Source organism: Curtobacterium sp. PhB128, assembly GCF_004340725.1.
Lineage (GTDB): Bacteria > Actinomycetota > Actinomycetes > Actinomycetales > Microbacteriaceae > Curtobacterium.
Window position 1 is genome coordinate 166,603 of sequence record NZ_SLUR01000003.1, and the last position, 21,910, is coordinate 188,512.

General features: G+C 71.5%; 19 protein-coding genes. 10 read left to right on the top strand and 9 right to left on the bottom strand.

The genetic code is table 11. The annotated features are described in order from the left end of the window. The first annotated feature begins 27 nt into the window (after positions 1-27). From EDF23_RS07045 to pgm, 5 genes are all read left to right on the top strand, one after another. Complete coding sequence (locus EDF23_RS07045; protein WP_347812706.1) at positions 28-813, top strand: glycosyltransferase family 2 protein; 786 nt, start codon at positions 28-30, stop codon at positions 811-813. After that, positions 810-1,442 carry a DUF2064 domain-containing protein gene (locus tag EDF23_RS07050; protein ID WP_131921224.1) on the top strand — a complete coding sequence of 211 codons (633 nt, stop codon included), beginning with the start codon at positions 810-812 and terminating at the stop codon, positions 1,440-1,442. The genes EDF23_RS07045 and EDF23_RS07050 overlap by 4 nt, the downstream gene beginning before the upstream one ends. Continuing rightward, positions 1,439-2,101, top strand: coding sequence for a methyltransferase domain-containing protein (locus tag EDF23_RS07055; protein ID WP_123293702.1), 663 nt, complete (start codon positions 1,439-1,441; stop codon positions 2,099-2,101). Before EDF23_RS07050 ends, EDF23_RS07055 begins: the two co-directional genes overlap by 4 nt. Before the next feature lie 59 nt (positions 2,102-2,160). Continuing rightward, entirely contained in the window at positions 2,161-2,406 is a 246-nt protein-coding gene (locus tag EDF23_RS07060) for a hypothetical protein (protein WP_131921225.1), read from the top strand. A gap of 104 nt (positions 2,407-2,510) precedes the next feature. Then, positions 2,511-4,130: a phosphoglucomutase (alpha-D-glucose-1,6-bisphosphate-dependent) gene (gene pgm, locus EDF23_RS07065; RefSeq protein WP_131921226.1), complete on the top strand. Its 1,620-nt coding sequence runs from the start codon at positions 2,511-2,513 to the stop codon at positions 4,128-4,130. 39 nt (positions 4,131-4,169) lie between these two features. On the opposite strand, the gene EDF23_RS07070 is transcribed toward pgm, so the two are convergent. Genes EDF23_RS07070 through EDF23_RS07090 form a run of 5 tightly spaced genes read right to left on the bottom strand, consistent with a single transcriptional unit; the run spans position 4,170 to position 10,942 of the window. Next, positions 4,170-5,453: a glycoside hydrolase family 125 protein gene (locus EDF23_RS07070; RefSeq protein ID WP_131921227.1), complete on the bottom strand. Its 1,284-nt coding sequence runs from the start codon at positions 5,451-5,453 to the stop codon at positions 4,170-4,172. After that, a complete protein-coding gene (locus EDF23_RS07075; protein ID WP_131921228.1) occupies positions 5,441-7,780 on the bottom strand; it encodes a glycoside hydrolase family 3 N-terminal domain-containing protein in 2,340 nt (779 codons plus the stop codon). The genes EDF23_RS07070 and EDF23_RS07075 overlap by 13 nt, the downstream gene beginning before the upstream one ends. After that, positions 7,777-8,631 (bottom strand): carbohydrate ABC transporter permease, encoded by an 855-nt coding sequence (locus EDF23_RS07080; protein ID WP_123293697.1) that lies wholly within the window; start codon positions 8,629-8,631, stop codon positions 7,777-7,779. The genes EDF23_RS07075 and EDF23_RS07080 overlap by 4 nt, the downstream gene beginning before the upstream one ends. Before the next feature lie 52 nt (positions 8,632-8,683). Then, positions 8,684-9,622, bottom strand: coding sequence for a sugar ABC transporter permease (locus EDF23_RS07085; RefSeq protein ID WP_131921229.1), 939 nt, complete (start codon positions 9,620-9,622; stop codon positions 8,684-8,686). A gap of 30 nt (positions 9,623-9,652) precedes the next feature. Next, positions 9,653-10,942: an ABC transporter substrate-binding protein gene (locus EDF23_RS07090; RefSeq protein ID WP_131921230.1), complete on the bottom strand. Its 1,290-nt coding sequence runs from the start codon at positions 10,940-10,942 to the stop codon at positions 9,653-9,655. 121 nt (positions 10,943-11,063) lie between these two features. On the opposite strand from EDF23_RS07090, the gene EDF23_RS07095 reads away from it, so the two are divergent. The 3 genes from EDF23_RS07095 (at position 11,064) to EDF23_RS07105 (ending at position 16,010) form a co-directional block, all read left to right on the top strand. Next, the gene (locus tag EDF23_RS07095; protein ID WP_131921231.1) at positions 11,064-12,110 is read left to right on the top strand and encodes a LacI family DNA-binding transcriptional regulator; all 1,047 of its coding nucleotides are present in this window, start codon (positions 11,064-11,066) and stop codon (positions 12,108-12,110) included. 13 nt (positions 12,111-12,123) lie between these two features. Then, positions 12,124-13,368, top strand: coding sequence for a glycosyl hydrolase (locus EDF23_RS07100; protein ID WP_131921232.1), 1,245 nt, complete (start codon positions 12,124-12,126; stop codon positions 13,366-13,368). Between the two features lie 146 nt (positions 13,369-13,514). Further along, complete coding sequence (locus tag EDF23_RS07105; RefSeq protein WP_268839501.1) at positions 13,515-16,010, top strand: DHA2 family efflux MFS transporter permease subunit; 2,496 nt, start codon at positions 13,515-13,517, stop codon at positions 16,008-16,010. A 400-nt stretch (positions 16,011-16,410) separates the two neighbouring features. Here EDF23_RS07105 and EDF23_RS07110 read toward each other — a convergent pair whose 3' ends face one another. After that, a complete protein-coding gene (locus EDF23_RS07110) occupies positions 16,411-17,301 on the bottom strand; it encodes a site-specific DNA-methyltransferase (protein WP_243648841.1) in 891 nt (296 codons plus the stop codon). 55 nt (positions 17,302-17,356) lie between these two features. On the opposite strand from EDF23_RS07110, the gene EDF23_RS07115 reads away from it, so the two are divergent. After that, entirely contained in the window at positions 17,357-17,641 is a 285-nt protein-coding gene (locus tag EDF23_RS07115) for a GNAT family N-acetyltransferase (RefSeq protein WP_123293692.1), read from the top strand. 27 nt (positions 17,642-17,668) lie between these two features. Here the strand turns inward: EDF23_RS07115 and EDF23_RS07120 are convergent, their stop codons facing one another. Further along, positions 17,669-17,998 carry a hypothetical protein gene (locus EDF23_RS07120; protein WP_123340175.1) on the bottom strand — a complete coding sequence of 110 codons (330 nt, stop codon included), beginning with the start codon at positions 17,996-17,998 and terminating at the stop codon, positions 17,669-17,671. 186 nt (positions 17,999-18,184) lie between these two features. Between EDF23_RS07120 and EDF23_RS07125 the strand changes: the two genes are divergently transcribed. Next, positions 18,185-19,762: an AAA family ATPase gene (locus EDF23_RS07125; protein ID WP_131921234.1), complete on the top strand. Its 1,578-nt coding sequence runs from the start codon at positions 18,185-18,187 to the stop codon at positions 19,760-19,762. An 84-nt stretch (positions 19,763-19,846) separates the two neighbouring features. On the opposite strand, the gene EDF23_RS07130 is transcribed toward EDF23_RS07125, so the two are convergent. Together EDF23_RS07130 and EDF23_RS07135 are read right to left on the bottom strand one after the other, a co-directional pair. Then, positions 19,847-20,896 (bottom strand): biotin/lipoate A/B protein ligase family protein, encoded by a 1,050-nt coding sequence (locus EDF23_RS07130; RefSeq protein WP_131921235.1) that lies wholly within the window; start codon positions 20,894-20,896, stop codon positions 19,847-19,849. Positions 20,897-20,981: 85 nt separating this feature from the next. Further along, a complete protein-coding gene (locus EDF23_RS07135; protein ID WP_131921236.1) occupies positions 20,982-21,860 on the bottom strand; it encodes an alpha/beta hydrolase in 879 nt (292 codons plus the stop codon). Positions 21,861-21,910 lie beyond the last annotated feature (50 nt).

Sequence of the window (21,910 nt, forward strand, 5' to 3'; positions counted from 1 at the left end):
TCTGACGACCGGCACCGAATGACGGACATGAGTGTCGACGTCATCCTCCCGTGCCTCGACGAGGCCGATGCCCTGCCGAAGGTGATCGCACGCCTCCCGGAGGGCTACCGCGCGATCGTGGTGGACAACGGCTCGACCGACGGTTCCGCCGACGTCGCCCGCGCCCACGGTGCCCTCGTCGTCACGGAGCCGGTGAAGGGCTTCGGCTCCGCCTGCGCCGCGGGCGTCGCGGCCGCCACCGCCGACTTCGTCGCCTTCTGCGACGCCGACGCCTCGATGGACCCCGCCGAGCTGCCGCCACTGGTCGACCGTGTCGCGAGCGGCCGCGTCGACCTGGCGCTCGGACGACGTGTCCCGACGAGCAAGGGCGCGTGGGCGCCGCACGCCCGGTTCGCGAACCGCGTCCTCGCCGTCCTGATGCACCGCGCGACCGGCTACCGCCTGCGCGACCTCGGCCCGATGCGCGTCATGCGCCGCGAGGACCTCGTCGCCCTGGACCTGCAGGACCGCCGCAGCGGCTACCCGCTCGAGATGGTCCTGGCCGCGCACGCGGCCGGCTGGCGCGTCGACGAGTCCGACATCGGCTACGCGCAGCGCATCGGCGACAGCAAGGTGACCGGGACGCTCCGCGGCACCATCAACGCGGTCCGCGACATGACCCGCCTGCTGCGCGCGTACCGCCGGGAGGCCCGTGTCCGGGTCGTCGCACCGGCATCCGTCCGTCACGTGGCCGGCTCCACCGCCGCGACCGGTTCCGCGGTACGGCCCGACTCCGCACCCGTCGCCGCCTCGGTCGAGGGGACGCGCGCATGACCGCCGGCATCACCGTGGCCGTGGTCGCGAAGGAGTGCCTGCCCGGCAAGGTGAAGACCCGGCTGACCCCGGCGCTCTCCCCCGAGGGTGCCGCACGAGTCGCGTCCGCGAGCCTCGCCGACACCCTGTCGACCGTGCGCGCGCTGCCTGCTGACCGCCGCGTCCTGTTCTTCGACGGCGACGTCGTCCCGGAGTCGGCCGAGGGCTTCGACGTCCTCCACCAGCCCGGCGGCGGACTCGACGAGCGCCTCGGGTTCCTGTTCGACGCCATCGACGGCCCGTTGCTCCTCGTCGGGATGGACACCCCGCAGGTGTCCACCGACGCGCTCGCCCCGGTGTTCGACCGGCCCGAGCGCGACGCGTGGTTCGGCCCCGCCGAGGATGGCGGCTTCTGGTCGCTGTACCTGCAGGCCCCGACCGGCGACCTGCTCCGCGGCGTCCCGATGTCGCAGGACGACACCGGCGCCGTCCAGCTCGCACGCCTGACCGACGCCGGCCTCGACGTCGGGATCCTCGGCGAACTGCTCGACGTCGACACCATGCCCGACGCCGAACGCGTCGCCGAACTCGCGCCGGACTCCGGCTTCACCCAGGCACTCCGTGCCGAGACCGCGGGGAGTCTCCGATGACCATGCACGCACCCGTCTCCTTCGGCGCCGGCGGCGGCGAGCCGTACGCCCGGGCACTGCGCTCGGACGGACGGCTCCGGCTGACCGACCCGGACCGTCCCGACGTCGTCACGACGATGGACGTCGGCCGGTGGAGCGCCGCGGCCGACCGGGTCGACCGCTCGCTGCTCGACGACGCCGACGGCCCCGTGATCGACATCGGCTGCGGCCCCGGGCGGATGCTCGTCGCCGCGCGCAACCGCGGCATCCCCGCACTCGGCGTGGACGTCTCCGCCGAGGCTGTGGCGATCGCCCAGCGGTCCGGTGGCACCGCGATCCAGGGGTCGGTGTTCGACGCGGTCCCCGACGAGGGGCACTGGGACACCGCCCTGGTCATCGACGGCAACATCGGCATCGGTGGCGACCCCGCCGCCCTGCTCGAGCGCTGCGGCGAGATCGTCCGCGCCGGTGGCCGGGTCATCGTGGAGACGAACCCCGACCCGCTGGCCGACCGGGTGTACACCGCCCGCGTGGTGGACGCCGACGGTCACGAGAGCGCCGGGTTCCCCTGGGCCGAGGTCGGACTCGACGCGCTGCACCGGCACGCGGCGGACGCCGGCCTCGTGGCGCGGCAGAGCTGGACGGTCGCGGGCCGGAGCTTCTGCGAGCTCATGGCCTGATCGCGCACGTTCGTGCACTTGTTTTGCATCATGCAAGACAGTCCCGTACCGTCGAGCGCATGACGAACAGCACCTTCCCGCTCGGCGGCACCTTCGTGTCCGGACTCCGCGGCCGTGACGAGCGCGGGTCCTTCACGGGCACCCGCTCCATCGACTCGGTCGGTACCTACACGGGTGCGCCGATCACCGGACGCCTCGGGCGTTTCACCGACGTGCAGCGGTCGCGTCCCGGCACCTGGACCGCCTCCACCCGCACGGCCACCGGCTCGTTCCGCACGGCGACCGGCTCCTTCCGCACCGCCTGAGCCGTGCCGTCGCCCCGGTCGGCGGACACGGCTCCGGCCGCGCTCTGCGGCCCGGGCTGTGCGCCGGCCGGACGCGTCCGGGTGCGCGATGCCAGGATGGACCCATGAACGACCGCGCCGGCACCCCCGCGACCGCAGACGACCTCGTCGACATCGACGCGCTCGTCGCCGCCTACTACGACCGTGTGCCCGATGTCTCCGTCGCCGAGCAGCAGGTCGTGTTCGGCACCTCCGGCCACCGCGGCTCCTCGCTCGACTCCGCCTTCAACGACACCCACATCGCCGCGATCACGCAGGCGATCGTCGAGTACCGGCAGTCGCAGGGCACCGACGGCCCGCTGTTCATCGGGCGCGACACCCACGCCCTGTCCGGCCCCGCCGAGCGCACCGCGCTCGAGGTCCTGGCAGCGAACGGCGTGCACGTGCTGGCCGACAGCGACAACGGCTACGTGCCGACCCCCGCGTTGAGCCACGCGATCATCCGCTACAACCGCGCCGGCAACCCCGACACGGCGGACGGCATCGTCATCACGCCGAGCCACAACCCGCCCCGCGACGGCGGCTTCAAGTACAACCCCCCGCACGGCGGCCCCGCCGACAGCGACGCCACGAGCTGGATCGCCAACCGGGCGAACGCGATCATCGAGGGCGGCAACGCCGAGGTGCAGCGCACCGAGCACGCCACCCCCGACCGCTACGACTTCCTGCACGCCTACGTCGCCGACCTCGAGAACATCATCGACATCGCCGCGATCAAGCGTGCCGGGGTGAAGATCGGCGCCGACCCGCTCGGTGGTGCATCGCTGCCGTACTGGAACCTCATCCGCGACCACTACGGCCTCGACCTGACCGTCGTGAACCCGGACGTCGACCCGACCTGGTCGTTCATGACGCTCGACTGGGACGGCAAGATCCGGATGGACCCGTCGAGCCCCTCGGCGATGGCCTCGGTCCTGGCGCACAAGGACGAGTTCGACGTCCTCACGGGCAACGACGCCGACTCCGACCGGCACGGCATCGTCACGCCCGACGGCGGCCTGATGAACCCGAACCACTACCTCGCCGTCGCGATCGAGTACCTCTACGCACACCGTCCAGCCTGGCGCGACGACGCCGCCATCGGCAAGACCCTGGTGTCGTCGAGCATCATCGACCGCGTCGCAGAATCGCTCGGGCGCCGTCTCTGGGAGGTCCCGGTCGGCTTCAAGTGGTTCGTGCCCGGCCTGATCGACGGCTCCGTCGCGTTCGGTGGCGAAGAGTCGGCCGGAGCGTCGTTCCTGCGCACCGACGGCACGGCGTGGACCACCGACAAGGACGGCATCATCCTGGCGCTCCTGGCGTCCGAGATCGTCGCCGTCACCGGCAAGACCCCCTCGCAGCTGTACGTCGAGCTGACCGAGCGCTTCGGCGACCCGGTCTACCAGCGCGTCGACGCCGCGGCCTCGAAGGAGCAGAAGGCCCGCCTGTCGAAGCTCGACGGCGACGCCATCACCGCCGAGACCCTGGCGGGCGACCCGATCACCGCCAAGCTGTCGAAGGCCCCCGGCAACGACGCGGCCGTCGGCGGCGTCAAGGTCGTCACCGACAAGGCCTGGTTCGCCGCACGACCGTCCGGCACCGAGGACGTCTACAAGATCTACGCCGAGAGCTTCGTCGGGCAGGAGCACCTGGAGCAGGTGCAGCGCGAGGCCAAGGAGATCGTGGACGCCGCGCTCGGTGCCTAGCCGACCACCCCCAGGACCCGCACTGGCGGCGGTCGAGGATCAGTCCTCGGCCGCCGCCAGTGCCAGTTCGCAGAACATCGCATCGGCCCACGAGAACCACGGTCGCGAGAACTGCGCCGGGTCCTCGACGTCGAACGACTCGTGCATGTCGCCCGTCCCGCCGTCAGTCGCCACGAGCACGTCGAGCAGCTCCCGACGGCGCGCCGGCGAGCCGGACACGAGGCCCTCGACCGCCAGGGCGATCGGCCACACCCGCTGCGGCAACGTGTGCGGGCTGCCGACACCGGCGGCCGCGGTGCCGCTGAACCAGTACGGGTTCGCCGGCGACAGCACGAAGTCCCGCGTCGCCGCCCACACCGAGTCGTCGAGCACCGACGGCGCGGACAACGGCAGGGACAGCAGCGACGGGGTGTTCGCGTCGTCCATGCGCAGCACGCCGCCCAGCCCGTCGACCTCGTAGGCGTAGACGTCCTCCCCCGCGGGCCCGGGCACGACGCCGTGCTGCCGGACTCCGTCCAGGATGCTCGCGCGCAGCACGTCGGCGTCGTCCGCCAGGCCGGTGTCGGACCAGACGTCACGCGCGATGGCGGCGACGGCGAGCAGCGCCTCGGCGGCGAACAGGTTCGCCGGCACGTTGTAGCCGTACGTGCAGGCGTCGTCCGACGGGCGGAACCCGCACCACGTCATGCCCGTCACCGCGACCGGGGTGCCGCGGCCGTCGCGCGCGAGGGTCTCGGTCGGGATGGCCCCGTCGCGCACGAACCGGTAGGCCGAGGCGTCGTGGTCCTGTTCGGTCCGCCACTGCGCCACGATCGTGCGGAACGCCCGATGGGCCCGCTCGTCGAGCACCGCGGTCGACCCGGTCGCCCGCCACAGCGCGTGCGCGAAGGTCACCGGGTAGGCCAGGCTGTCGACCTCGTACTTCTGCTCCCACACCAGCGGGTCGGCGTTCAGGTCGTCGGGGTCGTAGTGCGCCCCGTTCGGCTCGCGGTTGAACGAGTTCGCGTACGGGTCGTGCTCGATCAGCCGGAACTGCCGCCGCACGACCGCCCAGAGCAGGTCCGCGAGCGCCGGGTCGTCCGCCACGAACCGCAGGTACGGCGTCATCTGCGTCGTCGAGTCGCGGAGCCACATCGCCGGGATGTCTCCCGTGATCACGAAGGCGCCGTCGTCGTCGAGCGAGATCGTGTCCCGCAGCGTGCGGACGAGCGCGCGCTCAACGCGGTCGCCGACCTCGGTACCGACCGCGGCCCGGACCCGGTCGGCGGCCGCCACCAGCGTCGGCGTGATCTCCTCGAGCTGCGTCTGCGTCACGACACCCATCGCACTGACTCCTGTCCGTCGGTGACGCGGACGGTCCGCGTCGACCCGGGTGGATCGAGCACGTCGTCCGTCCAGCAGTCGAGTTCGAGCGGCCGTGCACCGAGCCGGAGACCAGCGTCCCACGTGGCGAGCGCATCGAGTCCGAGCGCGTACACGGTGTCGACGGTCCCACCGGCGGGCACGTCGACCGTCACCAGGGCGAGTAGTCGTCGTCGCCGCGGACGGACACCGGGTTCACGCCGCCGCCCCCACAGGGGCACCGAGACCCGACGGGGTGCGTCCGACGTGTTGCGCACCGTCACCGGGACGGTCACCGTCCCCCCGGCCAGGAGGCGCACAGCAGTCACCGCGTCGCTCCCCTCCGCCAGGCGGACGTCCACCCCGCCACCCGGCCCGGGTGCACCGGTCACGGTCGAGCGGCTGGTCACGTCGACGTAGCCGCGCGCCGTCTCGAGGCGTTCGTCGTGCGCCACGGGCAGGACGCCGTCGGCGCCGGGCCACGTCGCGGGGAGTCGCCCCTCGGCCGGGGCGCCGAACAGCACGTCCGCGACGGCTCGACCGCCGGAGGGCCCCGGGAACGGCACGACGAGCACGCTGTCGGCCAGGGCGAGCACCTCACTCAGGACCCGTGGTCGACCGTCGACGACGACCGCGACGACCGGCAGACCGCTCTCGCGGGCGGCGCGGAGCACGTCGAGCTGCGCGTCGGGCACGGCGATCGAGGCCAGGTCGACCCCCTCGCCGTTCGTGGTGTCCGGTGCCGGACCGCTGACGGCGCCGTTGTCCTCGAAGCCGTCGTCGTACGCGCGACGACTCGAGCCGCCGAGCACCACCACCGCCACGTCGGCGCCGAGGAGCGCCGTGCGGACCGCGAGGAGCCCGTCGGGGCCCGGCAGGGGCTGTCGGAGCCCGCTGCCCCGGGCGGTGCGGATCCGGGCGGGGCCGAGCCGGGCCTCCAGGGCGGACCGGACGGTGGACGCACCGGGGTCGACGGGCGGCCTCGGGGGTGAGTAGTCGCCGAGCAGGGCGTCGACGTCGTCGGCGTTCGGGCCGACGACGGCGACGACGACGTCGGGTGCGATCGCGGGCAGCGCTCCGCCCAGGGCGACCACGGCGCGGTGAGCGGCGCGTTCAGCGAGCGCGATGGTCGCGCGTTCCGGTGGCTCGGCGCGCGTCGCTGCTGGTGCTGGTGCTGGTGCTGGTGCTGGTGTCGTTGGTGGTGCTGGTGTCGGCGTCGCGAGCAGGCCGACGCGGCGCTTCAGGGCGAGCACGCGGTCCACCGCCTGGTCGAGGTCGTCGGTGCTGATCAGGCCCCGGTCCAGTGCCTCGTCGAGGTGCGTGTACGCCTCGTCCCACAGGCTCAGGTCGACCCCGGCACGGAGCGCGAGCGCAGCCGCCGAGGCCGGGTCGGGGGTGACGTCGCGCAGCCGGTCGATGGCGGTGCCGTCGGCCATCACGAGCCCGTCCCAGCCCCACGTGTCGCGGATCGTGGTGGTGAGCAGGTCGCGGTTGCCGCAGCACGGCACCCCGTCGACGTCGTTGTACGCCGCCATGAACCCGGCGACGTGTTCGCGTGCCGCGGCGAGCGCCGGCGGCAGGTGCACCTCGGCGAGCTCGCGGCGGCCGATCGGGGCACCGGAGCCGTTCCGCCCGCCGATGCCGGCGCCCTGCCCGGCCAGGTGCTTCGCGACGACCGCGACGTGTCGGTCGTCGATCGGGCCCGGGCCGCCGCCCTGCATGCCCCGGACGGTGGCGGCGACCATGATCGCGGCGAGCGCGGCGTCCTCCGACCAGCACTCCTCGCTCCGGCCCCACCGGGGATCGCGCAGGACGTCGAGCCCGGAGACGAGGGCGACGTGGGTGCCGCGGGCGCGGACCTCGGCGGCGACCGCAGCCGCGAGGTCCTCGACGAGCTGCTCGTCCATCGCGGCGCCGAGCGCGAGGTTCACGGGCACCGTCGTGCCGCCGAGGGCCTGCAGCCCGTGCGGGACCTCTTCCACGAAGAGCGTCGGGACGCCGCCGTCACTGTGCGCGACGACGTGGTCCTGCACGGCGGCGTAGGCCTCGGCGGAGCGTTCGGGCGGGATGCCGTTGCCCCAGTGCACGCCGGACCAGGGGTCGGCGCGGAGCACGCCGTAGACCGCGCCGATCCCGCCCCACCGGTCGACCTCGGCGCGCAGGACGTCGGTGATCCGCGGGCGGCCGTCGACCCAGCGGACTGCCTCCCAGCCCTTGAGGCGCTGGTTGAGCTGGCCGATGCGGGCGCGGACGTCGAGGCTCGTCGCGGTCTGGTGCTCGGTCGGGTGCGCGGTCGGGTGCTCGGTCATCCCTTGATCGCTCCGGAGACCAGGGCGCGCTGCATCTGGCGCTGCAGGATCGAGTACACGAGGTACACCGGCAGCAGCGTGAACAACGTGCCGGCCATGAGCATCCCGTAGTCGGTGCCGGCATCGACCTTCAGCGTCGGGAGCGCCACCTGGATCGTCCGCTGCGCGGTGTCCGGACCGATGAGCACCAGGGCGTAGAGGTACTCGTTCCAGAACGACAGGAAGTTCAGCAGCAGCACCGTGGCGATGCCCGGGATGCAGATCGGCAGGTACACCTGGCGCATCACCTGCCACGCCGAGGCGCCGTCCATCGACGCGGCCTCCTCCAGCTCGCGCGGGATCGTCCGCATGAACTGCGTCAGGATCACGACGGCCAGGGGCATCGCGGTCGCCGGCAGCAGGAGCACGAGGAACGTCCGGGTGTGGAACAGCCCCATCCCGGCGGCGAGCAGGAACGTCGGGAACAGCGCCGCGAACGACGGGATGAGGAACCCGAGCGAGAAGAGTCCCTCGACGATCCGTCCGGCGCGGCCGGTGGCCCGGGCGAGGGCGAACGACGCCGGCAGCGCGAGGACGAGGGTCAGCACCAGGGCCGCCACCGTCGTGATCGCCGAGTTCGCGATGGCCGGTCCGAGCGAGGCCTGGCGGATCGCCTCGGTGAAGTTCGACAGGTCCCACGACGCGGGCAGCGCCAACGGGGACTCGAAGATGCCGTCGTTGTCCTTGAACGACGACACCACGAAGTAGTAGAAGGGCAGGATCAGCAGGGCGGCGTAGATCCACGCCACGGTGCCGCTCGTGATGGAGCCGATCCGGTCTCGCAGCCGGATGCCGGCGGTGGGTTTCGCCATGGTGGTCTCCCGGGGTCTGTCGGTCAGGGGCGGTCGGTCAGGGGTGTCACGGTCAGTGGGTCTTGCGCAGGACCCGGCGGATGACGAACATCCCGCCGAGTCCGAGCACGAACAGGACGACGCCGACGGCCTGGCTGTAGCCGAGGTCGGTGTCGACGAACGCCTTCTGGTACACGAGGTACGACAGCGTCGTGGTCGCGGTGCCCGGGCCGCCCTGGGTCAGCAAGAGCACGTTCTGCGCGGAGCTGAACAGCATCGACAGGAACTGCAGCATCGCCACCACCCCGATGAAGTCGCGGGCGATCGGCCAGTACACACCCCACGCCAGCCGCCACGATCCGGCGCCGTCCATGCGGGCGGCCTGCACGACCTCGGTGTCGACGCCGTCGAGCCGGCTCGCGATGAGCACCGCGGAGTACCCGATGCCGGCCCACAGGTCGACGACGATGAGCGCGCCGAGGGCGGTCGCGGGGTCGGCCAGCCATGCCTTGCCGCCGATGCCGAGCGTCGCGAGCACCCCGTTGACCAGGCCGTCGGGATTGAGCATCGCGTAGAACATCATCGCCGTGGCCGGTGCCGAGATGAGCGCCGGGATGAAGAGCAGGTAGCGGAGCACCTTGTGCCCGCGCGGCTTCTGCACGACGTGGAAGGCGAGCAGGAACGCCAGCACGATCATGATCGGCAACCCCACCACGATCTGCACCGTGCTGTTCCGGACCGCGGCCCAGAACGTCTCGTCGGAGAACAGCACCCGGAAGTTGTCGAGCCCCGCGAACGTCGGCGAGACGAGCATGCCGGGCCAGCTCAGGAAGGCGATCACGATCATCGCGACGACCGGCCCGATCATGAACAGGCCGTACCAGACCAGCGCCGGGATCGCGAAGGTCGGGAAGCTGCCGCGGGTGCTGCCGACGGCGCGGGATCCGCGGCGGGCGGGCCCGGGCGGGGTCGACGCCGACCGGACGGGTGGTTCCTCGACGAGCACTGCCATGGGGAGCTCCTTCTCGCAGGGTCGGGTGGGTCAGGCGGCCGTGTAGGCGCGCTCGAAGAGGTCGATGATGCGGTCGGCCGAGGTGCCCGAGCCGTACGCCAGGCTGGTCGCACGGATCATCGGCTCGTACGCCGAGTCGGGCACGAGCAGGTCGGGCAGCATCACCGGGGTGACCTGGTCGTCGGTGAGCTTCGACGCCTGGGCGACGAGCGGGAAGTCGCGGCTGACGGTGTCGGTGATCCGGCTCATGTCGCGGCCGGAGTCGAGGACGAACTCGGTCGTCACCGCCGACGAGTACAGGTACTGAACGAACGGCTTGATGAGGTCGAGCTTCGCCCGGCCGTTCTCGCTGATCCAGATGCCGTGCCCGTTGTAGCTCTTGATGACGCTCGGGTGCGCGATGGCCGCGTGCTGCGAGGGGACCGGCCAGCCGCCCACGGTGACCTCCTTCGCGCGTTCCTTCGACACCAGCGCCAGGGCGGAGGACATCGCGGGGACGATCGCGGCCTTGCGCGTGGTGAACTGCGTCAGTTCGGAGTCCGAGGTGAACCCCTGCACCGAGTCCACGAAGACCCCGGCGTCGCGGAGCTCGACGAAGTGCTCGACGCCGCGGACCGCACCGGCGCTCTCCGAGATCCTGCCCGTGGAGAAGACCTTCGCCGCTTCGTCCTGGGACACGAACCCCTGGATCACCTGCATGAGGAGCTTCTGCCCGCTCCAGTCCGACCCGCCGACGGTGACCGGCCCGATGCCGGCGGAGCGCAGGCGGTCGGCTGCGGCGATGAGCGCGTCCGAGGTCGTCGGGATCTCGCTGACTCCGGCCTGTTCGAGCAGCGCCGTGTTGAACGACACCGGCCAGTTCGTCCGGGTGAACGGGAACGCCCGGAGCCGGCCCTGGTCGTCGGTCCACTCCTCGAGCGCCTCGGGGAGGATCTTGTCGCGCAGGTCCCACTCGTCGAGGTACCGGGAGACGTCGATCGTGGCGTCCTCACCCGTCCAGGACAGCGTCCGCCCGACCATGTTCACGATCGCGACGTCGGCTTCCTTGCCGGCGAGGGAACTCGTCTCGAAGACGATCGGCAGGTCGGACCCGTTCGACAGCAGGGCGACCTTGCGGTCCGTGCGGCGGCGGTAGGCGGCGACGACGTCCGTGAACGTCTGCGCACCCGCGACCGCGCCGCTGAGCTGGGTGTGCACGCTCAGCGTGCCGGGGCCGCTCGAGGCCGGGGTGAGCGCGCTGCACCCGGCCAGGATCGGCGCGAGGATGCCGGCGCCGAGCCCGGCCCCGATGAGGGTGCGCCTACTGATGCCGTCCGTCACGGTGCCTCCCTGGCAGTGGATGGTGGAGCGATCGCGATGCATTTGGTACAGCGGTGTACTTCAGGTGACGAGCAACGTATACCGCTTTACACGACGGGGTCAAGCCTCTACGCTCGACGGCATGAGCGACACCACTGCCGGAGCCGTCGACCGACGCCGTGTGACCATCGCGCAGGTCGCCAAGCGCGCCGGCGTCTCGACCTCGGCGGTCTCGCACGTGTTCAACGGGCGGCCGAACGTGTCCGCCGCCACCGCGGCCCGGATCCGCAAGGCCGCCGACGACCTGAACTGGCGGCCGAACCTGGCGAGCCGCAAGCTCTCCGGCAACGCGGGGCACAGCCTGGGACTGGTCCTCGCCCGCTCACGCGACACCTTCCAGCGCGACCCGTTCACGATGCGGCTGATCGCCGGCCTGACCGAACCCCTCGCCGCGATCGGCTGGTCGCTGTCCGTCACCCTCGTGCAGGCCGACGACGAAGCCGCCGTCTACCGGCAGTGGTGGACCGAGCAGCGGGTCGACGGCTTCCTGCTCGTCGACGTCCGCACCGACGACCCCCGCATCCCGATGCTGCAGCACCTGGCGGCCCCGGCCGTCATGCTCGGCGCACCGATCGCCGGCAGCACCGTCCCGGCGGTCACGGTGGGCGACGCCGACGCGACCGAGTCCTTGCTCGACCACCTCGGTTCGCTCGGGCACCGCCGGATCGCCCGCGTCGGGGACGGTCCGGCGCTCGCGCACACCGGCGCCCGCGACGCCCGCTTCACCGCGGCAGCCGCGCGCCGGGGGGTGGACGCGCTCGTGCTCGAGTGGCGAGCCGACGCCGAGGACCCGGTGGCCGACCTGCTCGCCCGGCTGGACCGCGCCACGGCGATCGTCCTGGACGGCGAGGCGATCGCGGCCGAAGTGATCGCGCACGCCCCCGAGCTCGGTGTCCGCGTTCCCGAGGACCTGTCCGTCGTCGCGTGGGAGGACTCGTGGGTCTCGTCGATCGTGCGTCCGTCGCTGACCGCCCTGGACGCCCCCGTCGAGGAGTCCGCCCGCACCGCCGTCGCCCTGGTCGAACGACTCGTCCGGGGCGACGAGGTCACCGATGCCGAGGTCGGCGGGCGTGCCCTGCACGTCCGCGGCTCGACCGGCCCCGCCCCAGCCGCCGCCACCGTTCCCTGATCGAAGGAGACCGATGACCACCGCCACGCGCTTCGGCGTGAACTACGTGCCCTCGACCGACTGGATGTTCCAGTGGCAGTCGGTGGAGGAATCCGCGATCCGCCGTGACCTCGAGGCGATCGCCACCCTCGGCCTCGACCACGTCCGGCTGTTCCCGCTGTGGCCGACCCTGCAGCCGAACCGCACACTCATCCGCCGACGCGCCCTCGACGACGTGGCCCTGGTGGTCGACATCGCCGCCGAGTTCGGGCTGGACGCCAGTGTCGACGTCGTCCAGGGGCACATGTCCGGATTCGACTTCGTCCCCGCGTGGCTCGTGAACTGGCACGACGGCAACATGTTCACCGACCAGCCGGCGATCGACGCGCAGGCCGCCCTCGTCGCCGCCGTGTACGACGCGGTGCGCGACCGCCCGAACTTCACCGGGCTGACCCTGGGCAACGAGCTCAACCAGTTCCAGCCGCCGAACCCCGCCGCGATGCCCGCCGACACCGCGCAGGTGACGCACTGGCTCGAGTCCCTGCTCGGCGCACCCCACGACAAGGACCCGCGGCACGTCGTCACGCACTCCGAGAACGACCACCTCTGGTACCGCGACGGCCACCCGTTCGTACCGGCGCACGCCAGCCGGCTCGGGGACGTCACGACCGTGCACTCCTGGATCTTCAACGGGGTGGCCGGTCGGTACGGGGCACTCTCCGACGAGTCCGTCCGGCACGCCGAGTGGATGATCGAGCTCGCCCGCGCCTTCGCCACCGACCTCGAGCGGCCCGTCTGGCTGCAGGAGGTCGGGGCACCCGACCGGCACCTCGCCGAGTCCGAGATGCCCGAGTTCCTCGAGCGCACGGTCGCCGCGGCCCTCACGACCGAACGCCTCCACGCGGTCACGTGGTGGTGCTCCCACGACGTCTCCCGCGACCTGGGCGACTTCAAGGACCTGGAGTACTCGCTCGGTCTGCTCGACGTCGACAACCGCGTGAAGCCGCTCGGCCGGCGCTACGCCGAGGTCGTCGCCGACGCACGGCGCTCCGCCCCGATCCCGACCCCGCGGACGAGTGCCGTGGTGGTCGACGTCGACACAGCCGACCTGCCGATCCGTCGGGCGGACCTGGCACCGGGCGGCCCGGTCTTCGAGCGCTGGCACCGCCTGCGCGCGGCCGGCGAGGCCGTGACCGTCGTGACGAGCCGGACCGTAGCCGACCCCGCGGCGCTGGCGGCACGGGGTGTGACCCGGGTCGTGGAGACCGCAGCGGTCTGACGGGGCCGAGCCGGGCCTCCTGGCCGTGGACCGGGATCGTCACCGAGCCCGCGATCCGGGCGTACCGTGACTGCCGATCCACACAGGAAGCCGCTCCTGAGCAACCGAGCACTTGCGGCAGATGTAACTTTGCAGGCAGCGCAAAAATCGTTTCGCCAGCGCATCGGTACCGGGAGACCCTGCTCATGACCCAGACGGCGACCGCACCCGCGGCCCCCACCACGGCGTCCAACGTCGTGATGAACCACCGACAGATCCTGTTGGTGATCTACGGCCTGATGGCCGGGATGTTCCTCGGAGCCCTCGACCAGACGATCGTCGGCACCGCGATCCGCACCATCGGTGACGACCTGCACGGCCTCGACCAGCAGGCCTGGGTCACCACCGGGTACCTGATCGCCTCGACCGTGACGACGCCGATCTACGGCAAGCTCTCCGACATCTTCGGTCGGCGGCCGCTGTTCATCACGGCGATCGGCATCTTCATCGTCGGGTCGTTCCTCGCGTCGTTCTCGACCTCGATGCTCATGCTCGCCGGGTTCCGTGCGCTGCAGGGTCTCGGTGCCGGTGGCCTGATGTCCCTGCCGCTGGCGATCATGGGCGACATGCTCGCTCCCCGCGAGCGGGCGAAGTACCAGGGCTACTTCCTGGCCGTCTTCGGCATCTCGTCCGTGATCGGTCCGCTCGTCGGTGGCGTCTTCGCCGGCGCGAGCGAGCTGCTCTTCATCTCCGGCTGGCGCTGGGTGTTCCTGATCAACGTGCCGATCGGCGTCATCGCGCTGTTCATGGTGCTGACGTTCCTGCACCTGCCGAAGTTCGGTGACCGTGGCAAGCCCCGGATCGACTGGTGGGGTGCGACGCTCGTCATCGTCACCCTCGTGCCGTTGCTGCTCATCGCCGAACAGGGCCGCGAGTGGGGCTGGAGCTCCCCCGGCGCCTTCGCCTGCTACGGCATCGGTGCAGCCGGTCTGATCGCGTTCATCATCGTCGAACGGGCGATGGGCAGCGACGCGATCCTGCCGATGAAGCTGTTCGGCTCGCGGGTGTTCTCGATGTCCGCGATCCTGTCCGTGCTCGTCGGCTTCGGCATGTTCGGCGCGATGCTGACCATCCCGCTGTACCTGCAGATCGTGAAGGGCGTCACCCCGACCGAGTCCGGGTTCGCGATGCTCCCGATGGTGCTCGGTCTGATGATCTCGTCGATCGCCTCGGGCCAGATCATCTCGCGGACCGGCAACTACCAGGTCTTCCCGATCACGGGCACGGCGTTCACGGCCATCGGCTTCACGGTCCTGACGTTCCTGACCGCCGACCGCCCCCTCTGGTTCCTGATGCTCGGCATGTTCGGCATCGGCCTCGGGCTCGGGCAGCTCATGCAGACACTGACCCTCGCGGCGCAGAACTCGGTGTCCCCGCGGGACATCGGCGTCGCCACCAGCGCCGCGACGTTCTTCCGGCAGATCGGCGGCACCATGGGCACCGCCGTGCTGCTGTCCGTCCTGTTCACCCTGATGCCGACGAACATCACCGCGGCGATGCAGAACGAGACCGACCTGAAGAGCGCACTCAACGCCGCGCTCACCCCCTCGGTCGCGAACGCGTCCGAGAACAAGGGCGTGATGGACCAGATCTGGACGAAGATCGTCGATCCCGTGCAGAAGAACGTGCAGGACGGCCTGAACGACGGGGCCGTGCAGGCGAAGGAAGCCGCCGACGCCGCCGTCACGAAGCAGGTCACCGCCGCCGTGCAGCAGCAGGTCGCAGCCGGCAAGCTCCCCGCCGCCGCAGCCGACACCGTCATCGCCCAGCAGGTCGACGACGCCAAGCCGGCCGCCGAGCAGCAGGCCCTCGAGACGGCTGCGGCCAAGGCGAACGCGACCGTCGTCGACGGCACGCTGCAGGTCGACTACTCGGACAAGGCACAGCGCGAGAACGTCGTCGACGAGGTCGCCCCGACGCTCATCAAGCAGCTGAAGAGCGGCGATTCGAGCGCGAGCTCGTCCGGTTCCGCGGCGACGAGCGACACCTCGTTCCTGAACGGCGCGGACAAGCGACTCACCCGTCCGTTCCTGGTCGGTTTCAGCGACTCGGCCGTCCGCGTGTACTACGTCGGCCTCGCGGTGATCCTGCTCGCGTTCGTGCTGACCTGGTTCTTCCGGGTGCCGCCGCTGCGCAAGACCTCGGCGCTGCAGGAGCAGGCGGACGCCGCACGGACCGCTGACGCTGCGGCTGCCGGTGCGGGCGCGGGTGCTGCCGGCGCCGGATCGGGTTCGGCGGCGCTCGCGTCATCCGAGGCAGTGCCGACCTCGCCCGACGTGCCCGCACAGCCCCGGTCGGCTCGCGCTGCCGGATCATCGGACGTGTCGGTGCTGCCGAACGACGTGCCACCGAACGACGTCGCCACGGACGGCACTCGCGCGCCGCTGCCCGACGCCACGACGCACGGCGCCCACTCGGCGGCAGCGCCGGTCGACGAGCCCCCGACGACGACCGGTGCCATCCGGACCCGGGCTGCCCATGCTGCCCCGGTGGTGGACGCCGGCGCCCCTGCGACCGGGGCCGACGCTGCGGAGGCGAGCCGTGCCTCCCGGCTGGACGACGCCGACGACGCGCACCCGCACGGGCGGCACTCGGCCGAGTAGGCGCGCGCGCAGGTCGGCCCTGCCGACTCGGAACGACGAGGTCGACGTCGCACGACGTCGACCTTGTCGTCTCTGCGAGCGTGCAACTGTTGCGGGCGCGCGGTTGCGTCGTCCTCGATGTCGTACGACGTCGAGGATGTCGCACTGCGCGCGCACTCGGTGCGTGCGCATGTTCCGACGATCCACGCGTCGATTACCTCGTGGATCGTCGCAGCATGCACCCGCATCGTGTGCGTGTGCATGTTCCGACAGAACACGCGTCGATCACCTCGTGGAACGTCGCACGATGCACCCGCATGTACCCACGCGCGGCCGCGCACCCACGCGCGGCCGCGCACCCACGCGCACCCGCCACGCGCACGCACTCGCGCCGCCACCACGCACGCGCCACGGCCGCCCGTCAGCCCGCCGGCACCGCTCCCGCGCGACCACCCGGGGCCGCACCCGCCACCTCGAACGAGGCCGCCGGCAAGCGCTTCCGCATCACGTCGATCGCCGCCGGGTTGTCGTCCACCAGCACGTACCGCCGCCCGAGCGCCGAGGCCACCGCGCCGGTCGTCCCACTGCCGGCGAAGAAGTCGAGCACCCAGTCGCCCTCGCGCGAAGAGGCCTGCACGATCCGCCGCAGCACCCCCTCGGGCTTCTGCGTCGGGTAGCCGGTCTTCTCCTTGCCGGTCGGCGACACGATCGTGTGCCACCAGACGTCGGTGGGGAGCTTGCCGCGCTCCCGCTTCTCCGGTGTGACGAGTCCCGGCGCCATGTACGGCTCGCGGTCGACCGCCGACGAGTCGAACCAGTACTGCGACGGGTCCTTCACGTAGACCAGGATCGTGTCGTGCTTGGTCGGCCACCGCGACTTGGACTTGGCGCCGTAGTCGTAGGCCCAGACGATCTCGTTCAGGAAGGACTCGCGGCCGAACAGCGCGTCGAGCAGGACCTTCGCGTAGTGCGACTCGCGGTAGTCGAGGTGCAGGTACAGGGTGCCGTCGGTGGTGAGGAGTCGCCAGGCCTCGATCAGTCGGGGCTCGAGGAACGTCCAGTAGTCCTCGAACCGGTCGTCGAACCGCATCAGGTCGCCGCGGACCCGCTCGTAGGTCCGTCCGTGGAACCCCATCACCGGCCCGTCGGCGCTCGGCACCGCGGACGAAGCATGCCGCCGCTGGTACCGCCCCGTGTTGAACGGCGGGTCGAGGTACACCAGGGTGAACGTGCCGTCGGCGAGCGCCGGGGTCACGTCGAGGGCGTCGCCGAGGACGACGCGGTCCGGGCCTCGGTCGTCTCCCGTGTGCACGGGACCATTGTGGCGCAGCCAGCGGCGACTCGGCCTCGCGGCGTAGCCTCGGCGCATGGCAGCACCCGAGGTCCGCAACGACACCGACAAGCAGCAGTACTCCCTGGTCGAGGACGGCGAGGTCATCGGCTTCGCGGCGTACGAGGTCGACGGCGACGAGATCCGCTTCGTCCACACCGAGGTCGACCCGTCGCACCGCGGTGGCGGGCACGCGTCGATCCTCGTGCAGCACGCGCTCGACGACGTGCGCGACGGCAGCCTCCGGGTCGTGCCGCAGTGCAGCTACGTCCGCGCGTGGATCGAGCGGCACCCGGACTACCAGGAGCTCACGACGCGCTGACGAGAGCGACGAGCGACCGCCTGACGGTCAGTACGACCTGTCGTGCGTCCCGACGCGCGCTTCGTGCCGACCGGCGCTCCGCACCGTCGGCACCTTGATGAGCACGCTGCCGCTGAGCAGGTCGTGGTCGTCGTCCGCCGGTGACGGTGCCTCCTTCGGGAGGCGCGACTGCCGTTCGTACTCGGCTTGCGTCTCGTGGCGGGTCGGCGCGAACACCTCGTCCAGCATCCCGCCGATGCCTCCGGATCCGCCGCTGCGCGTGGACTTGTTCGACAGGTCGATCCACCCCACGCGATCGGCGATCCACACCACGACGGCCACCGCGGCCACCGCCCCTAGGAAGATCAACCAGTTCACGCGAGCGACGCTACGTGGACGATCCGGCCACGACATCAGCCGCGCGGGGGATTCTCATGATCCGCACGTGTGGTTCATGGAGTCGGTCGTCACACTGGTCGAGCGGCGGCCGGAGCGTCCCCCCTCTGCTCCGGCCGCCCACCATCCGACCCACCAGCGGACACCGGGCCGTGCCAGGATGGCGACGTGTTCGACGACGCAGACCGGGACCTCATGCGGGCCTTCGCCCGCTACATCGACCACGCGAACGAACTCGCGCAGTCCGAGCAGAAGGCGGTCCTGACGCCGATCGGCGAGCGCGTCCGCGATCACCTCGGCGTCGACCCGCAGTCCGTCCCGGTGGTGACCGAAGAACTGCCCGACCACCGGCTGGTCGACGCGGACATCGCCCTCGAGGAGCTCGCGGGTGATGCGCCCGGCGCGCTGATCGGCATCGCAGGCGACGACTCCCGCTTCCACAGCTCGGTCAGCGAGTTCATCGCCAACCCGCACATGCGCTGGGCCCCCGGCCCTGTGAGCTACGCCGACCGGGCCACCGGTCCGGACGCGACACGTCGAGTGGTGTCCTTCGGGCTCCGGCTGCTGACGTTCGACGGCTCCCCGATCGCTGTCGTCCAGCGCTCGGCCAAGCCCGAGTACGGCCGGTCGAGCGCCACTCTCGAGCTCCTCGGCACCGACCAGGACGCGGCGGCTGCGTTCCTGCAGCGGCTGCGGGCGCTCATGATCGAGCGGAGTGTGCTCCGTGGCCAGGTGCTGTCGTTCGTCCGATCCGAGTACGGCTCCGATGCCGGTGCGACCTTCCTCCGCAGGCCCGACATCGCGGGCGACGACGTCGTGCTCGCGGACGGTGTGCTGGACGAGGTCGTCGACCACGTCGTGGGGATCGGAGAGCAGCGTGACGCCCTGCTGGCCGCGGGTCAGCACCTCAAGCGCGGAGTCCTGCTCTACGGGCCGCCCGGCACCGGCAAGACGCTGACCATCCGGCACCTGTTGACGCGGACTCCCGACGTGACGGCGATCCTGCTCACCGGGTCGAGCATCGCCGCGATCGGCTCGGCAGCCGAGATCGCTCGGACCTTCCAGCCGTCGATCGTCGTGCTCGAGGACATCGACCTCGTCGCGATGGAGCGGCACTCGTCACCGCAGCCGCTCTTGTTCGAAGTGCTCGATGCCCTGGACGGCCTCGACGGCGACGCCGACGTGGCGTTCGTGATGACGACGAACCGGGTGTCCGTCCTCGAGCGCGCCCTGGCAGACCGACCGGGCCGGGTCGACCTGGCGGTCGAGGTGCCGCTCCCCGCGCTGCCCGAGCGGGTGCGCTTGTTCCGTCGCTACGCCGGGTCGCTGCCGTTCTCCGACGACGCCCTTGCCGAGGCAGCCGAGCGCGCTGATGGCACGACGGGGTCGTTCGCGAAGGAGCTCATGCGGCGGAGCGTCCTCGGGGCGGCACTGCGTGGTGCGCAGCCGGCGGACGAGGACCTCCGTGCGGCGCTCGACTCCCTGCTGACCGAGCGGAGCGCGTTGACGCGGAAGCTGCTCGGCACACGCACCGGCGACGGTGCTGACGACGATGAGCCGGACGACGATGACGATGACGACGGCGAAGCCTTCGCCGCTGGCGAGGTGGGTTGGGTGGCCGTCGCTCCGCTGTCCCGCACCACGTTCCGTCCGGACGGGAGCATCGGAACGCTTGCGACCGGCATCCAGTACGTGGACGAGGAAGAGGACGAGGACGAGGACGACGGCGGTACGCCGAGGCCCTAGGTCGAACAGTGCCCGCTCACGGGCTGCGCCCGCTCACGGGCAGTGCCCAATCACGGGCAGTGCCCGCTCAGGGGCTGTGCTCGCTCAGGGCACCCGCTCGAGCCACTCCTTCGTCGCGAACTTCGTGCGCACGAGCTCCTGCGCCTTCTCGCGCTCGGCGTCGGTCACCGCGCCGGGAGTTGCCCCGTACAGCTTCGTGAACGTGCCGATCAGCCGGTCGATGATCTCGGCGCGGGACAGCCCGGTCTGCGAGCGCAGCGGGTCCACGCGCTTCGCGGCCGACGTGGTCCCCTTGTCGCTCATCTTCTCGCGCCCGATCCGCAGGACCTGGACCATCTTCTCGCCGTCCATGTCGTAGCTCATGGTGGCGTGGTGGAGCAGGGACCCGGTGCCGAGGCGCTTCTGCGCAGCGCCGCCGATCTTGCCCTTGGCTGAGGTGATGTCGTTGAGCGGCTGGTAGTACGCGTCGATGCCGAGGGACTTCAGCGCCTCGATCACCCACTCGTCCAGGTAGGCGTAGGAGTCTGCGAACGTCATGCCCTGCACGAGGTCGGCGGGGACGTAGAGCGAGTACGAGATGATGGCGCCGGCGTCCATGAACATCGCGCCGCCGCCGGAGATCCGCCGCACCACCTGCACGCCGAACTTCTCGGCACCGGCCGGGTCGACCTCGTTCTTCAGCGACTGGAACGACCCGATGACGACGGCGGGCTGGTCCCACTCCCAGATGCGCAGGGTCGGACCGCGACGTCCGGCGCCGACTTCTTCGGTCAGCACCTGGTCGAGTGCGAGGTGCTCGTTCGGGCTGATCGGGCCTTCGTGGATGATCTGCCAGTCGTAGTCCTGCCACGACGATGCACGGGACAGCGCGCGGCGGACGGCTACCCCGACGGACTCGGGTGTGAAGCCGAGCAGCACGGCGTCGGCGGGGAGCGCCGCACGGACGGCCGCGGCGATGCCGGTGGCGTCGGTCGTCGCCGGCAGCCCGTTGACGGCCGCGTCGATGAGCGGCAGCGCGTCGTCGGGTTCGAGGAAGAAGTCGCCGGCGAGCCGGAACTCCTGGATGTCCCCGTCCACCACGTCGAGGTCGACGACGACCAGTTTTCCACCTGGGACCTTGTACTCACCGTGCACGCGTCGAGCCTACGCCCGCCACCTGTCGGACTGGAGGCGCGGGTCGGCGCCGCCACGGGCCTCCCGTCCGCCAGCCGGTACCGTCTCAGGACGCGGCGCGCGCCGTCAGCCGGTCCAGCCACGCGACCAGGTCGGCCACGACCTCGTCGCGGTTCGTCTCGTTGTAGACCTCGTGCCGCGCCCCCTCGTACACCTGCACCGTGACGTCGGACAGTCGTCCGCGCCGCCGGTAGGCCTGCGCCAGCCGCTCGACCGACCGCGGCCCACCGAGGGCGTCGTCGGACCCGACCTGCAGCAGCATGGGCAGGTCGTGCGGGATCCCTCGCCGCGGGACCCCGAGCAGCCGGAGTGTGTCGGGCAGGCCGAACAGGCCGATGACGTCGGCCTCGACGGCGAGCGGGTCGACGGACATCGCGTCGATGATCTTCCGGTCGCGGGTGAGCCACTCGAACTTGGTCGGACCGGAGCCCGCGTGCCGTGCGTTGAGGTCGCCGCTGTTCATCCAGCCGGGCAGCCGGTAGGCGGTGGCGGAGAGCACGACCCCGTCCCACGACTCCGACGAGCTGTTCACGATCCGCTGCGCCATGAGCGAGCCCCACGAGTGCCCGAGCAGCACCAGTGGCACGCCGGGGGTGTCCGCCCGGGCGACCTCCCCCATCTGCTCGACGGCGGCGACCGCGGCGCGCAGTCCGCCGGGGCCGAGCCGACCGAGCTTGGCGTGGTCGCCGTCCCACTGGCCGAGACCGGTGCGCCCGTGCCCGCGGTGGTCGTTCGCGTGCACGGTGTACCCGGCACGCACGAGGTCCTGCGCCAACGGCTCGTACCGCAGCCCGTGCTCGCCGACGCCGTGCGCGATCTGCACGATGCCCTTGGGGCGCGCCGCTCGCCAGGTCGAGTAGACGATCTCGACGCCGTGGGCGTCGGTGAACGAGGCGTCGCCTCGCGCTGCGGAGAAAGTGGGCACACCCGCAGTTTCGCAGACGCTGCCATCCTCGCCCCCACGAACCTGTTCAT

Excerpts from the sequence above, each read along its gene's own strand:
- EDF23_RS07095 (WP_131921231.1), top strand. The coding sequence starts at position 11,064 with ATGAGCGACACCACTGCCGGAGCCGTCGACCGACGCCGTGTGACCATC.
- EDF23_RS07085 (WP_131921229.1), bottom strand. The coding sequence starts at position 9,622 with ATGGCAGTGCTCGTCGAGGAACCACCCGTCCGGTCGGCGTCGACCCCG.
- EDF23_RS07100 (WP_131921232.1), top strand. The coding sequence starts at position 12,124 with ATGACCACCGCCACGCGCTTCGGCGTGAACTACGTGCCCTCGACCGAC.
- EDF23_RS07050 (WP_131921224.1), top strand. The coding sequence starts at position 810 with ATGACCGCCGGCATCACCGTGGCCGTGGTCGCGAAGGAGTGCCTGCCC.
- EDF23_RS07055 (WP_123293702.1), top strand. The coding sequence starts at position 1,439 with ATGACCATGCACGCACCCGTCTCCTTCGGCGCCGGCGGCGGCGAGCCG.
- EDF23_RS07060 (WP_131921225.1), top strand. The coding sequence starts at position 2,161 with ATGACGAACAGCACCTTCCCGCTCGGCGGCACCTTCGTGTCCGGACTC.
- EDF23_RS07045 (WP_347812706.1), top strand. The coding sequence starts at position 28 with ATGAGTGTCGACGTCATCCTCCCGTGCCTCGACGAGGCCGATGCCCTG.
- EDF23_RS07070 (WP_131921227.1), bottom strand. The coding sequence starts at position 5,453 with ATGGGTGTCGTGACGCAGACGCAGCTCGAGGAGATCACGCCGACGCTG.
- pgm (WP_131921226.1), top strand. The coding sequence starts at position 2,511 with ATGAACGACCGCGCCGGCACCCCCGCGACCGCAGACGACCTCGTCGAC.
- EDF23_RS07075 (WP_131921228.1), bottom strand. The coding sequence starts at position 7,780 with ATGACCGAGCACCCGACCGCGCACCCGACCGAGCACCAGACCGCGACG.
- EDF23_RS07115 (WP_123293692.1), top strand. The coding sequence starts at position 17,357 with ATGGCAGCACCCGAGGTCCGCAACGACACCGACAAGCAGCAGTACTCC.
- EDF23_RS07080 (WP_123293697.1), bottom strand. The coding sequence starts at position 8,631 with ATGGCGAAACCCACCGCCGGCATCCGGCTGCGAGACCGGATCGGCTCC.